This window comes from Planctellipticum variicoloris, assembly GCF_030622045.1.
In the GTDB taxonomy this organism is placed as follows: domain Bacteria; phylum Planctomycetota; class Planctomycetia; order Planctomycetales; family Planctomycetaceae; genus Planctellipticum; species Planctellipticum variicoloris.
Genome location: NZ_CP130886.1, coordinates 4,360,499 through 4,375,480 on the forward strand (window position 1 = coordinate 4,360,499; position 14,982 = coordinate 4,375,480).

9 protein-coding genes are annotated in these 14,982 nt (G+C 64.8%); 3 read left to right on the plus strand and 6 right to left on the minus strand.

Features of this window, described 5'->3' with window-relative positions; genetic code table 11:
- Nucleotides 1-55: 55 nt before the first annotated feature.
- Nucleotides 56-1,357, minus strand: coding sequence for an IS4 family transposase (locus SH412_RS16935; protein WP_419555790.1), 1,302 nt, complete (start codon nucleotides 1,355-1,357; stop codon nucleotides 56-58).
- An 86-nt stretch (nucleotides 1,358-1,443) separates the two neighbouring features.
- The gene (sppA, locus tag SH412_RS16940; protein ID WP_336519201.1) at nucleotides 1,444-2,490 is read right to left on the minus strand and encodes a signal peptide peptidase SppA; all 1,047 of its coding nucleotides are present in this window, start codon (nucleotides 2,488-2,490) and stop codon (nucleotides 1,444-1,446) included.
- 518 nt (nucleotides 2,491-3,008) lie between these two features.
- On the opposite strand from sppA, the gene SH412_RS16945 reads away from it, so the two are divergent.
- A complete protein-coding gene (locus SH412_RS16945; RefSeq protein WP_336519202.1) occupies nucleotides 3,009-5,432 on the plus strand; it encodes a hypothetical protein in 2,424 nt (807 codons plus the stop codon).
- A 177-nt stretch (nucleotides 5,433-5,609) separates the two neighbouring features.
- Here SH412_RS16945 and SH412_RS16950 read toward each other — a convergent pair whose 3' ends face one another.
- Genes SH412_RS16950 through SH412_RS16965 form a run of 4 tightly spaced genes read right to left on the minus strand, consistent with a single transcriptional unit; the run spans nucleotide 5,610 to nucleotide 8,882 of the window.
- On the minus strand, nucleotides 5,610-6,632 hold the full coding sequence (locus SH412_RS16950) for a hypothetical protein (RefSeq protein ID WP_336519203.1): 1,023 nt from the start codon (nucleotides 6,630-6,632) through the stop codon (nucleotides 5,610-5,612).
- Nucleotides 6,633-6,672: 40 nt separating this feature from the next.
- Nucleotides 6,673-7,809 carry a hypothetical protein gene (locus SH412_RS16955; protein WP_336519204.1) on the minus strand — a complete coding sequence of 379 codons (1,137 nt, stop codon included), beginning with the start codon at nucleotides 7,807-7,809 and terminating at the stop codon, nucleotides 6,673-6,675.
- A gap of 55 nt (nucleotides 7,810-7,864) precedes the next feature.
- Entirely contained in the window at nucleotides 7,865-8,476 is a 612-nt protein-coding gene (locus SH412_RS16960; RefSeq protein ID WP_336519205.1) for an HXXEE domain-containing protein, read from the minus strand.
- A 37-nt stretch (nucleotides 8,477-8,513) separates the two neighbouring features.
- Complete coding sequence (locus SH412_RS16965; protein ID WP_336519206.1) at nucleotides 8,514-8,882, minus strand: acyl carrier protein; 369 nt, start codon at nucleotides 8,880-8,882, stop codon at nucleotides 8,514-8,516.
- Between the two features lie 1,050 nt (nucleotides 8,883-9,932).
- On the opposite strand from SH412_RS16965, the gene treZ reads away from it, so the two are divergent.
- Both treZ and treY read left to right on the plus strand, forming a co-directional pair.
- Entirely contained in the window at nucleotides 9,933-11,795 is a 1,863-nt protein-coding gene (treZ, locus tag SH412_RS16970; protein WP_336519207.1) for a malto-oligosyltrehalose trehalohydrolase, read from the plus strand.
- Complete coding sequence (gene treY / locus SH412_RS16975) at nucleotides 11,792-14,968, plus strand: malto-oligosyltrehalose synthase (RefSeq protein WP_336519208.1); 3,177 nt, start codon at nucleotides 11,792-11,794, stop codon at nucleotides 14,966-14,968. Before treZ ends, treY begins: the two co-directional genes overlap by 4 nt.
- The last annotated feature ends 14 nt before the right edge of the window (nucleotides 14,969-14,982 follow it).

The window sequence follows — 14,982 nt, forward strand, 5'->3', positions numbered from 1 at the left end:
GAACACGCGCCGGCAGGCGGGAGCCCAATCTCGTTCGGCACGGTGCTTGCATAATCTATGGCGGCTGGGGGAAGGCGGCGAGGAGTTCTTCGTCGTCGGCCCAGCCGGTCATGTAGAGACAGACCATTTCATACGCTCGACGCGACAGGTTGCCTCCCGTCGCCAGGGCCAGGAGCAGCCCGGCGAGCAGCGAACAGTAGAGCTGGATCTCCACGCCCCGCGTCTTCGCCGAGAGCAGTTGCTGGCAGCCCAGCACCTGCTTCAGAAACCGGAAGAACAGCTCGATCTGCCACCGGCATTCATAGATTAGCACCACCTGTTCGGCCGGGAGATCCAGCAGCGTCGTGGCCAGGATCAGGCCTTCCCGCCCGGTCTGGTCGCTGCGAAGCCGCCCCTGCCTTGCCGAACTTGGTCGACCGGGCACTGGCTCGACGGTGATCCGCCGCACGACGTGATTGGTTCTTGCGGGACTGGCTCCGCTGCCGCCGCCCAGCGCGATCAGTTCATCCGCCACGACCCCCGCGGCGCGATCGGCTTCGGTGAGCGCGGGGAGTTGAACCGCATGACCGTTCGCGTCGTTGACCGGTCCCTCGACCACGCGACCGTCCCCGCGATTGAGCCGGCAGACGTAGTCGCAGCGGGCTTCGACCAGTTCGTTGAACACCACGGCCGAGCGATAGCCCCGGTCCAGAATATAAAGGTCTCCCGGCGCACCGGCGGGTTGCGGTTCGCGGGCCTGGATCTGCTGGAGCGTGACGGCGCGCTCGGAGTGCGGCCCTTTGGCCGGCTCCTCGGTGAGGGTCGAGGCCACGACCCTCTGGTCGTGAATGCGAAGCTGGGTGTGCAGCCGCCACTGGCCTTGAGAACCGCGTCCCAGCCGGGCGGCGATCTGCGGCAAGGCCGACAGCACGGTCCCGTCGACGGCGACGAGACGTTCGACGATCGGGTTGGGAAGGCGTCCCAGCCGACCGCTGCGGCTCACGCGGAACTGATGCCGGGCGAACTGGCGGCGGAGTTCGTGAACGAGTCCTTCCAGGAGCGAGGGATCGAAGACGGACGAGGCCTCGGAGAAGGCCCCGGCCGAGACCTTTTGCCCGCCGGCGAGCTGTTGGACCTTTTTCAGTCCCGAGGCTGCGACGAGCGCCCGGGCGGACTTGAGAACGGGGTTGAAGAAGCCGATCAGGAGGAGCGCGGCATACTGGCTGTAGAACAGCTGCCGGTTGCGAGCGGTGTCGCGTTCTGTCCCGCAGGGAGCCAATCGTTGCAGCAGCGGAAAGATGCGCCGCAGCAGGACGGTCCCGGCCAAAGGACCAATCAGCTCCCGCCGCTCCTCCTCCGTCAGCCCCTTCTCCGCCATCGCCACTCCCTCCGCAGGGAGAAAGACTACAATCTCAATCGGCCTGCGCAAAAAGCGTGCCGAACGAGATTGGGCGGGAGCCTGCCCTACGACTGCGGGATCGCGGGCCACCACGAGCAGAGATAGTAGGCGCGGGGAACGCTCGATTCGAGCAGCATCTGCCAGGGCTCGAGCCCGGCGGGCGCCGACCGGGTCTGCACCGATCCGACGATCAGATCGATCAGACCGGTCTGCGAGTGGTAAGTCACGACACGGGCCTCGGCCAGGCCGAGCTGTTTCTGCAGGGCAGCCAGGGCCTCTTCTTCGAAGCCGATCTCGTCGATCAGTCCGTTCTGCTTCGCGTCCTTCGCCGTGAAGACCTCGCCCGTGGCCAGCTTGCGGACCTGCTCCGTTGTGAGCGTGTCCCGATTGTCGTCGATGACGGTCAGAAACTGATCGAACGACTGATTGAGGATGTTTTCCCAGAGCTTCTTCTCGTTCTCCGTGAGCGGATGAAACGGGCTCAAAGCGTCCTTGAACTCCCCGGTCTTTAATGGATCGGACGCCACTCCCAGCTTCGATGCCAGCTCGCTGACGTCGTACCGCGGAATAATGACGCCGATCGATCCGGTCCAGGTGGTCGGCTCGGCGAAGATCTTTCCCTGGGTCCCGGCGCCCATCGCAATGTAGTATCCCCCCGAGGCCGCCATGCGCTTCATTTGAACGAAGACCGGCTTCTTCTCGCTGAGCTTCTTCAGGCGGGCGTAGATCTGGTGGCTGTCCGCGACGAATCCGCCGCCGCTGTCGATCGACAGCAGGATGCCTTTGACGGCGTCGTCTTCGAGCGCCTTGTCGATCTGCTTGATCAGGCGTTCGGTAAACGGCGGCATGATGGTGCCGGTCATCGACAGAATGACGAGTTTGTCCCGGCTGGTCTTGCTCCCCGAGTGATAGCTCTCGGCGGGCGGCGTCTGCGCCTGAAAATACTCCTGAAAGCTGCTGTACATCGAAATGTTGGCCAGCACCGACAGGCCCAGCAGCGCCAGCAGGATGCGGGTGGTCCAGGTCGACCAGGGCCGCGGAGCGGGCAGTTGCACCACAATCGTCGAAGCAGCCCCGGTCGCCTGGCCGGCCGGGTTCGGTGAATCAGCCATTTCTGAACCATCCTTGCGGTATGAAGAAGCCGGCCGGCAACCGCCGGCCGTTCGGGGCAGCGTAGTCGTCCGTCCGGCGACCGTCCAGCATCAGGCCGCCCGACCGACCATGACGGCGATCGGTCGGCGAGATGCTTCGGCCGACTTGCTGCAGGCGTCAATGAAGGCGGTACGTGCTGCGGTCCGTGGCAGACTTTTCCGCCAGACGCGACCCTGACGACTTTTCGGAAGATGCGCCCCGCAACGGTCTGCACGCCGGATTCTGCGGCATCGCCGTTAGAACCGACAGATTCGCGCCGCCGAACTGGACGATTCTCTCTCCTGTTCACACGGCGGCGCGGATCGTGAGGATTCTGCCGCGCAGCCAGTGGGAATGCGGCCGGTCGCCATCGTGCGGTGCGGCTGCCGGGCCAGGGTCGCTGCACGACGGCTGCAAGTGTGTGGGGCAGTCGTGCGGGACAGATGAACTGGCGCCGCGGCCTGACGCTGCGGACTCTGGGTCCAGGGAGAGAGCGGACATGAAATTGTTTCAAGGTTTTGACCTTCGTCAGTGGCTGTGGGCCGCCGCCGTTGCCGGCGCCATCAGTCCCGTCGTCCAGGCGCAGGCGCCGTCGAAGCCGGCGCTGCAGGCGCCCGCCCGCCTGGGACCGCAACAGTCCGCCCGACCGATCCAGCAGGTCGCCGGCACGACCAATCCGCAGCGCAACAATCCGATGCGTCCGGCCGCGCCGGTGCAGATCAGCGCCGATCCCAACGCCCCGAAGAGCGATATCCAGCGCCAGCTCGAAATCATCTACGAGCAGAACGGCATGGAAGCGCCGAATATGAACCTGCAGATGACGCCGATCCAGCCCGGCGGCGCAGGAGCGGCCGCTTCGGGTCCGCATCAGGCTCCCGCCGCGCAGCAGGGTCCGGTCGCGCAGCGGACGGAAGAGCAGAGCGGCAATCGCTTCACGGGATTCTTCAAGAAACTCGTCGGCAGCGGAGATAAAGGTCCCAAGCCGACTCCGGCCGGGAGGCAGGCGCCGGGGCTGAGCAACGCTTCCGCGCCGAGTCCGCAGTCCGCGCCGCCGGTTGCGCCGCCGGTCGTCGAGGGGCTGTTCGACGACACCCCGCCGCAACCGACGGTTCAGGTCCCGGTGCAGGCTCAACCTCAGCCGCAATATCAACCGCCTGTTCAGCCTCAGTACCAACCGCCGGTTCAGCCTCAGTATCGGCCGCAGCAGCCGTATCAGCCATCGGCTCAGCAGTACCGGCCCCAGCCGCAGTATCAGGCCCGGCCGAACGTCCCCGCGCAGCCGCAGTACCGGCAACCCTATGCGACACAGCCGCAGCAACGGCCGCAGTATGCGGGCCAGCCAACCTACGTGCCGCGGCCGCTGCCGCAACAGCCGGGTCAGCCCGCACGACTCCCTGCGACAACCGCTGCCGCGGCGCCGTTGAATGCAGCCCGCCGTTCGGCTCCGCTGCTTCCGATGACGCCGGAGTCGGGCCTGCCGCCCGCCCCTGCGCCGTTCACGGTGGCGACGACCACGGAACCGACCACCCTGGGAACGCCGGCGTTCCTGCCAGCCGCGACGACCAAAGCACAGCCCGTCGTGAAAGCGGAACCAGCCGCGACCGCCGAGCAGTTTGCAGAGCCGCTCCGGATTATCGCGGAGCCGACCCCGTCGGTCGCACCGCGAACACGGATCGCGATGGCCGGACCGCGCATTCCCGCGGCTGCAGCGCCTCGCGAGCAGGGACCGGCCTTGTCACTGCCGCCGTCGCTGGACGAACCCGTCAAACTCCCCGAAGCCGCTGCCACGGAAACCGCGGCCGCTCCGACCCCGTCGAATGCCGATCCGCTCGGGGACTTCGAAGATCCCTTCACGGAAATGTCCGAAAGCGAAGCCGACGGTCGCGGAAAGACGGCTCCGAAGCCCGTCGCTGCGGCCCCGGCTGCGCCGCAGTCAACCGCGGCTCCTGAGCTCGCTGCTCCAGCCCCGACCCTGCCCGCGCCCGCCCTGGCCGCTACGACTCCGGCCCTGCCCGATCCGGAGACAGCTCCCACAACGCAGTTCACGGCTGCAAAGCCGGCCCCGGTTTTGAAGGCCGAGACGCCGCGGGAGGATGGCGCGCCGATTCTGCTTCCCGCACCAATGGAAGCTGCGGCTCCGCAGTCGGACGAGGCGATGGAGGAGAACGAAGAAGAAGAGGATCCGTTTGAGGCCGAGCTGAACGACGACGAACCCGAATTGAAACTGCCGATCCGCAGGTCGTCCGACAGCCAGCCCGCGCTGGCTGTCCCACAGCTCGCTGCGAAGCCCGCGACTCCGGCTCCCACGAAGGATGCTCCTGGATTCGAAGCGCCGGTCGAACTGGGACCGGTCGCCCCTGTACCGCTGTCGGCCCCGAAACTCTCCGACCTGAATCCGCTGCTGGCCCCGCGGGAGGAAAAGGCGGAAGCCAAGCCCGTCCCGAAATCGGAAACCGAGGTCAAAGTCGCCGAGAAAGCCGCTCAGCCGCTGCCCCTGGACGCTCCGGCCCTGACGCCCGTTCCGCAGCTCCAGCTCGACGGCGACAGCACGAAGAGCAAGATGGAGCGGATCCGCGAACGGAGCGGGACGGTCGGACTGAAGGGCTTCTGCCCGGTCAAGCTTCGCGATCAGCGTGAGCTGGTCGATGCTCAGCCGGGGTACGAAGCGATGTACCGCGGTCAGAAGTTCCTGTTCTCGGACATCGAGTCCCGGGCCAAGTTCGAACAGAACCCGACCCGCTACGCCCCGGCCGCCTACGGCGCCGACGTCGTGGCCCTGCTCCGCGACAAGAACGTGGTCGAAGGGACGCTGGACTATGCCGCCTGGTACAAGGGCCGGCTCTACCTGTTCGGTTCGGAGGCCAGCCACGACACGTTCGTGGAGAAGCCGGAAGACTTCGCCGACGGCGAATCGATCGAGTAGTCGAATGCAGTGACGCTGGCGATCGAGCCTGACCCCACACCTCAGGCTCTCGCTCGAACGCTCCCTCCGGTTCCCGACCCAGGACCGGAGGGAGCGTTTTTTTTGTTGGGCAATCTGACCCGCCGAGTACGCCCAGTCCTCCTCCTACGGTTCCAGGATCGACGAATCACGTTTCGCTCAATCGTCAGAAGCGGCAGATTCCAGAACGATCGCTCGACTGCGCACTTCACCCTGGTATCGTTCGAGGTACTTCAGCATAAGCATCCCGGGCCATCTGGGCGGAACCACCTCCAGATCCGGGCGAGCATGATTTAACTCTGTTAGTTTTCGACGCCAGTTCCCGACGAAATCTGCATTCAGTATCAATTGGTTACACTCCATCCTCCGGAGATCGAGCGTCCGCAAGGCCGGCATGTCGGCGAACGCAGTCAGATCTTCCGGTAGCACTTGATCTCGCAGTTCCAGATGATGCAGCTCCGTCATATCGCGGAATCTCGCGCGTGCCAGCTTCAGGTCGATGGGCAAGTCGATGACGAGTTCCTCCAATTGAGTCGCACACCATAGACTCGAGATCGCCTGTAATTGTCGCGGACCGACCTCTTCGTCGAAACGTTTCTGCTCGTCCCGACTGCGTCGGAACTGCTCCTGGGTTGCGGTCCAGATGTCGAATTCCAACGGCTTCCTGGGCTTGCCTACGATTTCGAGAGCATTTAGATCCAATAATCGCCGCAGCCGTTTTCCGACATCATCCGGCAGATGGCAATTGCTGAGCCGAAGATAGAGCAGATCCTGGCAATCATCGAGTCCGTCCCAGATGCAGGGAGATGTGTATCGTAGACGCAGTCGTTCGATTCCCAGTCCGAATTGACGATAGCGGACAATCTGATTGAGCCGCCTGATGTCGGTGCCTGTCAGCGGCCGTCCGAAGTCAGAAGTGAGTTCGACCGTCCGCAGACGAGAAACGACCGGAACGAGCGAGTCTGGCAGCGCTGTCAGAACGGACCACGGCGGCGGCTCGTGGTAGCTGTCGCGGGAATCGCGGCCGATCACCTGCAGGTGCCGGCGGTACTCGGTGTGCCAGTAATAGCGCCACGCGGGGATCGCCGCGACGGCCAGCAGCACGAGTCCGCCCAGCGACCTCCAGAGCCACCGCCGGCTGCGGCGGGATTTCTCGGCTTCCAGCCTGCGTGATTCGTCCATGTGACGCTCCTCGCGGAGTCTCGGCCGGGCGCGCCCGGCCCTACTCGGCGTCGGGTATAAACGTCGGCGGCAGGTTCTCGGCCGGCACAACGGGCCAGAGCATCTGTCGGCTGGACTTCAACCTGCGAGTTCGCCCGACTTGTTGCTGCCAGCGCAAGAGCGCCGCCTCCGTCGGAAGTCCCGGCGTTACTACATCAATGTCCGGACGCCGTTGACACAGTTCTGCAATTCGTTCGCGCCAGTCGGCGAGCGTCTCCACCGTGAGATCCTGCCAGTCGACGCGCGCGCCCCCCAGGTCCAGCAACCGCAGCGCTGGCAACTCGGCCAGCGTCAGCAATTCCTCGCGCGAGACGTTCGCGTGCAGCGTCAGTTGGTACAGATCGCGCAGGCGGCGAAAATCATGCCCGGCGAGAGTCACCGGACGGGGAATTCGCAGAAACAGTTCTTCGAGCTGGGGGACGTCCCAGAGGCTGTCGATGCCGGCCCGCTGGCGTCGTTCCGACTCTCTGATTTCATTAGACAGCTCTTGGTCGGCACCCGGCGCATTCAGCCGTTCGCGATCACGCATTGCCCAGCCGGGGTAATGGTCAGGTTCTCCGATGATCGCCACGACATTGACGGCGTCGAGCCGCGCCAGGCGGCTCCCTGCGTCGACCGGAAGTTCGCAGCGGTCAAGCTTCAAGTAAAGGAGGTCGTCATACTCAGACAGACCGTCCCAGATCTGCCACGGGGCATCCGTCAGACACAGCCGCTCGATTCCCAACCCGAATTGACGATAGCGGACGATCTGATTCAACCGCCGCAGATCCTCCGCGGTGATCGGCCGCGCGTCGTCCGACGTTAGATCCACCGTCCGCAATCGCGAAACGATCGGCTGCAACGACTTGGGAACCGACGCCAGCACCGACCACGGGGGCGGCTCATGGTAGCTGTCGCGCGGATTTCGGCTGATCGTGCGCAGATGCCGCTGGTATTCTGTGTGCCAGTAGTAACGCCACGCGGGGATCGCCGCGATCGCCAGCAGCACAAATACGCCGAGCGAGACCCACAGCCGCCAGCGGGATCGGCGAACGGAGGGGCGAGTGGAGTCCATGCTCGAGATCATGGGACCATCCTGGCAATGATGGAGGTCGACGAACGCCAGCCGGAATCCCGTATACAGGATCGACTGCGACACGTAAACGGGTCCCGGCCGACATTGGCGGGCGAGGCGTTCGCCCCGGCGACGACTCTCAAGCCGCGTTCGCAGGGGAGTCCGCGGGCCGCGAGAGCCTTCGCCGAACATGCACGATGATCGCCGCATGCACGGCGAACGCCACGCCGAGGCCGAGAATCTGCGCTCTCCAGCAGGCATGACTGTTTGTCGCCACCACGACGGCGCAGGCCCCGCTGACCGGCAGGAACAGGCCCAGCGTCGTCCAGAGTCCGGGGTTATATTCCCGGCGAATGACCGCCGGGACGACGTGGCCCAGAGAGTTCAGCAACGGCAGATAGAGGGCCATCAGCCCCAGCGCGGGATTGACGAAGACCGCCAGATACAACGCCACCAGGTCAACGCCCCAGACGCCGAGGGCGTTGATCCAGAACGTGGCGGCCGGAGTGAGGGCTTCACGCCCCCCGCCGATCACCCGGTTGATATAGAGCCGGAAGCGGTCGCCGCGGTGCTCTTCCCATTGATGCAGCAGGTAAATTGGAAGCTGCAGGAACACGCACCCCAGGACCAGCCCGGAGGCGGCGAACCACAGGGGCGCCACGGTCAGCAGCGCAATTGCGGCGAACAACGAGGCATACGGCCATTGCCAGTCCACGACCAGCCAGTTCCAGCAGCGACGGAGTGGTTGCACGATGGCGGGCTCGTTCAGGAATCGAAAAACTGCCCGCTCACGCCGAGCCGGCATCGCGGTCATGACGATAGCGTCTCAAGAGCCGCAGCACATCGCCCACGGTCCTCAACTGCCCGTACTCTGCGTCGGGAATTGTGAGGTCGAATTCGTCTTCGAGGGCCATCACCAGTTCGACGATATCCAGCGAGTCGGCGCCCAGCTCATTCTGCAGTTGCACGGAGAGGGTGATGTCGTCCTCCGGCAGATTGAGTTCCGCGGCCAGACGGTTCCGCACCCGCCACAGGAGCTGCCCGCACGCAGGGCAGGTGGCGTCTCCCGAATCCAGCGAGGTTTCGACGACGGCCATTGCTCTGCAGACGTCGCAGCGCAGCGGCTGGCCTTCCGGAGTGCGGGAGGAAATCGTCATGACGCGGCCTCGCGAGCAACGTGCGACTGAGAGGCTCTCTGGAAAGCTCCGCTGACGCCACTCAAAAGGGGAGGCGTGGCTAGTGATTAGTGGCTGGTGGTTAGTGGGGAGAAGGCGGGGGTGGGGGAGAGTTGATTTGCAGTAGATGGCGTAATTCGGCAGGCGGGAGCCTGCCCTACCGCGGCGGACGAGGACGTCCGCCGTACGTACCGCGATCGGCTCCGGCGGGTCGGCTTTCTTACGGCCGTCCCGCCGGAGTCCGTCTGGCGGTGATGTTGCGCCGGTGGAAGTCCCGGCGGTTCAAGCACTTGATCAGGTTCGCCGGTCGTTTGGCCGGGTGAACGGGAAAAGCTCGACGTCGAGGCTGTGCGCACACGGGGTGCGCCCCTCGGACTTTCCTGGTGGAAAGCCCGTCGCTGGGCCCTGATCAGGCCCGGTTTGACGGGAATCGTCCGGAACGCCGGCGGTGGCCCGCCGACGCGCATGCTCCTATGTCCCCGTCATAAATAGCGAGTTTGTTGCGCGGAATTCACATAAGAAGTGGTTGGTGGGTCGTGGATGGTGGATGGGGAGGAGGGGACGGAAGGCGAAGAGGGCGCGGGGCGTCTGGGAGGCGTTTCCTGGCGGAGCTTGGGAACGAGGGAAGAGAGGCTGAATCGTCATGTCGCGGCCTCGCGAGCGATGTGCCACAGAGACTAAGCCTTCGAGCGATTCTCGCGCCCGCTCGCATCGGATTCCACCGCCGAGGTTGAACTCGCCAGCAGATGCGGTCAGAGTAAAGTCCTGGCATTCTCGATCATTTCCCGATGAGCGCGCCGGTTTCTGGGCGTCCTGGGAGACCTGCGGTCCTCGGCACGAAGGGCGTTCCCAGATGCTCTCGGCTCGCGAACCTCTTTGGGACGACCACGCGGCCTTGACCGGCGCACGGCACGACGCGACGAGTGCCCGGCGAGACTCCGCAGTCGGACGTGACGCCGAAGGGAGCATCGGAACTGCATCGTGCCGGCTGTCAACGGGGCCGCATTCCAGTACCGGACATGAGGGAGAACCATGTTGACTCCGTCATGCGGCGTCTCTCTCTCTGCGAGCGGCCACTGTCGGTGGACGTTATGGGCGCCGAAAGCGGCGCAGGTCGATCTTCTGCTCTACGGCAACGCCGCCGAACCGTTGCGTCTGCCGATGACTCGTTCGGTCGACGGCTACCATTCCTGCGAACGGACGGGCGTCGTCGCAGGGCAGCGCTACGCATTTCGGCTCGACGGCGGCCCCGTACGGCCCGACCCGGCGTCGCTGTGGCAACCCGACGGCGTGCATGCGCCGTCCGCCGTCTGGCGACCGGACGCGTTCCGCTGGACCGACGCCGCCTGGAAATGTCCGCCCCGTTCTGCGCTGGCGATCTACGAGCTGCACGTCGGCACCTTCACGCCAGGCGGCACGTTCGACGACGTCATTCCGCGGCTGGCCGACCTGGTGGGTCTCGGCGTCACCGCCATCGAACTGATGCCCGTGGGTCAGTTTCCCGGCACGCGCGACTGGGGCTACGACGGCGTCTACTGGTACGCGGCGCAGAACAGCTACGGAGGACCGGACGGCTTGCAGCGGCTGGTCGACGCCTGCCATGCGCAGGGGCTCGCAGTCATCCTGGACGTGATCTACAACCATCTTGGTCCGGAGGGCAATTACCTCCGCGACTTCGGCCCCTACTTCACCGACCGGTATGACACGCCCTGGGGAGAGGCTCTCAACTATGATGGTCCCGATTCGGAGCATGTCCGGCGGTTCGTTCTCAACAACGTGCGCTACTGGCTGCGGGAATTCCACCTCGACGGACTCCGTCTCGACGCAGTCCACGCCATTTGCGACGCCAGCCCGGTTCATATTCTGGCGGACATCCAGAAGACGGCAGCAGAAGTTGCCGCCGAGCAGAACCGCGAAGTGCTGATTCTTGCCGAGAGCAATCTCAACGATGTCGTGTTGCTCGATCCCGCCGACCAGGGCGGATACGGCCTCGCCGGCCAGTGGAGCGACGATTTCCATCACTGCGTCCACGCGCTGCTGACCGGCGAACGGGACGGCTATTACCTGGACTTCGACGCGCCGGCCCGGCAGGTCGTCAAGGCGATCAACGACGTTTTCGTCTATGACGGCGGGTTCAGCCCGTTTCGGCAGCGCCCGCACGGCAGGCCGGCGGGCGACCACCCGGGCGACCGGTTCGTCATCAGCATTCAGACCCACGACCAGGTCGGCAATCGCGCCCTGGGCGATCGTTTCGGGACGTTGCTCACTCCGCCACAGCAACGTCTGGCGGCAGGACTGCTGCTCCTGTCGCCGTACGTGCCGATGCTGTTCATGGGCGAAGAGTACGGAGAGACGCATCCGTTTCCGTTCTTCTGCGACTTCGGCGACGAATGGCTCCTGGAGGCGGTCCGGCGCGGACGCCGCGAGGAGTTTGCGGACTTCGCCTGGACCGGCGAACTTCCCGACCCCGGCGCACCAGCCACGTTTGAATCCGCGATCCTTTCCTGGAGCTGGCCGGCCGGTTCCGTGCAGGCTGGTTTGCGAAATCTGTACCGCGATTTGTTGCGGTTGCGCAAGTCACTACCGGCGCTCGCAGACTATCGTCATCGGCGCGCCGCACTCATTGAGACGAAACGCAGCAACGTGCTGGCGATCGAGCGGGGAGATATCCAACACTCGGGCCACCGGCTCTGGGCGGCGTTGCACCTGGGCGGCGATCCCGCCGCCTGGTCGCCACCCGACTGGTCCGAGTGCCGAGTTCTGCTGCGTTCCGAAGAAACGCGATACGGCGGAGGCGGAGACTCGACAGCTCCGGAAGAGGCGCCTCTCACCCCCTGGGAGTTCGTCGTCTTCGGCTCAGCCGACTACCCCGTGTCCCGGGAGACCAACGCTTGACGACCGACGATGCAGACAAGAGCCAGAAACCGGACACTCATCTCCGCCCGCTGATCGACCGGATCGTCGCGGCGGTCACCGAGCGAACGGAACATGCCCGACTGCCGACGGCTACGTATCGCGTGCAGTTTCACAAGGGCTGTACGTTCCGCGACATCACGACGATCGTGCCCTATCTCCACGCGCTGGGGATCAGCGACCTCTACGCGTCGCCGTTCCTGGAGGCCCGGCCCGGCAGCATGCACGGCTATGACATCGTCAATCACGCGACGATCAATCCGGAGATTGGCACGCTCGACGAACTGCGGACGCTCCGCGCCGAGCTACGGTCGCGAAACATGGGCCTGATTGCCGACGTCGTGCCCAATCACATGGCCACCGCTCCAAAACAAAATGCCTGGTGGCAGGATGTTCTGGAGAATGGCCCCAGTTCGGCCTTTGCCGGGTACTTCGACATCGACTGGATGCCGCTGAAACCCGACCTGGCCAATAAGGTGCTGCTGCCAGTGCTGGGAGACCAGTACGGCGCCGTCCTGGAAAGCGGCCAGCTCGTCGCGGCCTATGAAGACGGCGCGTTCTGGCTCGACTACTACGATCAGCGTTATCCGATCTCGCCGCGTTCTTACAGCCTGATTCTGTCGCCGCGAATCGACGAACTGCAGGTCAGACTCGGAATTGAACACGAGGAGATTCTGGAGCTGTTCAGCATCCTGACGGCCATTCGCAACCTGCCGCCACGCACCGAAACCGACGTCGGTCTGCTGGCGGAACGCCGGCGAGAAAAAGAAATTATCAAGCGCCGACTGCATGAACTGGTCAGCCGGTCGCCCGACATCACCGCATTCGTCGCCGACAGTCTGCAGCAGATCAACGGCCGGGCGGACGATCCGCGGAGCTTCGATACGCTCGACGAACTGCTGCGGGACCAGGCCTATCGGCTGTCGTACTGGCGCGTCGCATCGGACGAAATCAACTATCGACGATTCTTCGACATCAACGACCTCGCCGCGCTCTGCACGGAGTCTCCGCCCGTCTTCGCCGATACGCACCGACTCCTCTTCGACCTGCTCGACGAGGGAACCGTGACCGGCCTGCGGATCGACCATCCCGACGGACTCTATGATCCGTGGCGCTATTTTTGCCAGCTCCAGGAAGCTCACTACCTGCGGCTCTGCCGCGCAGCACTCTCGGAATTCGCGTCGGGACTGCCGCCTCTGTCCGAAGACGACCGCCTGTTGCTCGAGCAGCGGCTCGCGGAGCTCTGGCGCGTCGCGGTCCTGATTCCGGGCTCGCCCCTGGCTCGCCCGCTGTTCGTCGTCGTGGAAAAGATTCTCGCGCCGGAAGAACCTCTCCCGGAAGACTGGCCGGTCCACGGGACGGTCGGCTACGAATTTCTGACGCTCAGCAACGGGCTGCTGGTCGATCCCGCAGGACTGCGGCCGCTGTCTTCGTTCTTCGAACGATTTTCCGGACAGTCGCTCGACTTTGAAGAGCTGGCCTACCAGTGCAAGCGGCTGATCGTCCGAATGAGCATGGCGGGGGAGCTCAACGTCCTGGGCGATCGGCTCGACCGGATCTCCGAGCGCAATCGCCGGACTCGCGATTTCACCCTCAGCAGCCTGACTCGTGCTCTGCAGGAAGTCATCGCCTGCTTCAGCGTCTACCGGACCTACGTGCAGCCGGACCGGCTGCTCGAACGGGACGTCCACTACATCGAACGAGCCGTGGCGAAGGCGAAGCGGCGCAACCCCGCCATGAGCGGCGTGATCTTCGACTTCATCCGCGACGTCCTGCTGCTCCGCCATCGCGACAACTCCGACGATGAAGAGCGCCAGGATCTGCAGCAGCTTGCAGGAAAATTCCAGCAGCTTTCCGGCCCGATCATGGCCAAGGCCGTCGAGGACACCGCATTCTACCGCTTCAACCGGCTCGTCTCGCTCAACGAAGTCGGCGGCGAACCGGCCGCATTCGGAGCGTCGATCACCGCGTTCCATCGATTCAACCAGGCCCGCCTCCCCCGCTGGTCGCACTCCCTCAACGCCAGCTCCACCCACGACACCAAGCGGAGCGAAGACGTTCGCGCGCGGATCAGCGTCCTCAGCGAAATCCCCCGCACGTGGCGCGAGAAGGTCCAGAGCTGGAGCCGGACGCATCGTCGGCTCAAAGCCGAAGTCGACGGGAACGAAGCCCCCAGCCGCAATGCGGAGTACCTGCTGTATCAGACGCTGATCGGACTCTGGCCCGACTCCCTCCCGACCGCCGACGAACGGGACACTCTTGTCGATCGCCTTCAGCGATACGTCTTGAAGGTCGAACGGGAGGCCAAAGTCCACACGAGCTGGATCAGCCCCGACGACGCCTATGAAGCCGCTTTCCAGCGCTTCGTCGCGGAGCTGTTCGTCCCGGATCGCCGTCGTTCGTTCCTCGGCGACCTGCACGAGTTCGCCGGCAAAGTGGCCGAGCACGGCCGCTGGAACTCGCTGTCGCAGCTCCTGCTGAAGATCACCGCCCCCGGCGTACCCGACTTCTACCAGGGGACCGAAACCTGGAATCTGACGCTCGTCGACCCCGACAATCGCCGGCCAGTCGATTTCGCCAATCACAGCCGGGAACTTGCAGCGCTCACCTCAGAGATGGCTGCCGACCTGGACCGCTCCACGGGCGACACAGCCGCGGCCGAATGGCTGACGCGGCCTGCGGACGACGGCCAGTCGCCAGAATTGCCGCAACGACTGCTGGAGACGCGTCTCGACGGGCGGATCAAGCGATTCGTCGGGCTGCTCGGCATTCAGGCACGGCGGCAGTTCGGCGACTTGTTGACGACGGGGGACTATCTCCCCCTGGAGACGACCGGGACCTTCGCCGACTGCGTCGTCGCTTTCGCCCGGCAGGACCAGGGCCGAATGGCGATCGTGATCGTCCCCCGGCTCACGGTGAAAGTGACGGGATTCGGCGGCCCCCCTCCCATCGGCGACCTCTGGCAGGAGACCGCCGTCACTCTGCCAGCCACGATCGGCGAAGGGGACCATGCGACAGCAATTTCTGCGTTGCGAGATCTGTTCACGCGGAGGACACACCAGTTCCCGACTGACAGCCAGACCGGCACTCACGAGTTCCGTCTCGCCGACGCGCTGCGAACATTCCCGGTCGCGGTTTGGTTGGCGGGGGATTGACGGGTTGGACCTCA

What these genes read in the sequence shown, in the direction of transcription:
- SH412_RS16950 (WP_336519203.1), bottom strand. Translation starts at nt 6,632, where the DNA reads ATGGACGAATCACGCAGGCTGGAAGCCGAGAAATCCCGCCGCAGCCGG.
- SH412_RS16965 (WP_336519206.1), bottom strand. Translation starts at nt 8,882, where the DNA reads ATGACGATTTCCTCCCGCACTCCGGAAGGCCAGCCGCTGCGCTGCGAC.
- treZ (WP_336519207.1), top strand. Translation starts at nt 9,933, where the DNA reads ATGTTGACTCCGTCATGCGGCGTCTCTCTCTCTGCGAGCGGCCACTGT.
- SH412_RS16935 (WP_419555790.1), bottom strand. Translation starts at nt 1,357, where the DNA reads ATGGCGGAGAAGGGGCTGACGGAGGAGGAGCGGCGGGAGCTGATTGGT.
- sppA (WP_336519201.1), bottom strand. Translation starts at nt 2,490, where the DNA reads ATGGCTGATTCACCGAACCCGGCCGGCCAGGCGACCGGGGCTGCTTCG.
- SH412_RS16945 (WP_336519202.1), top strand. Translation starts at nt 3,009, where the DNA reads ATGAAATTGTTTCAAGGTTTTGACCTTCGTCAGTGGCTGTGGGCCGCC.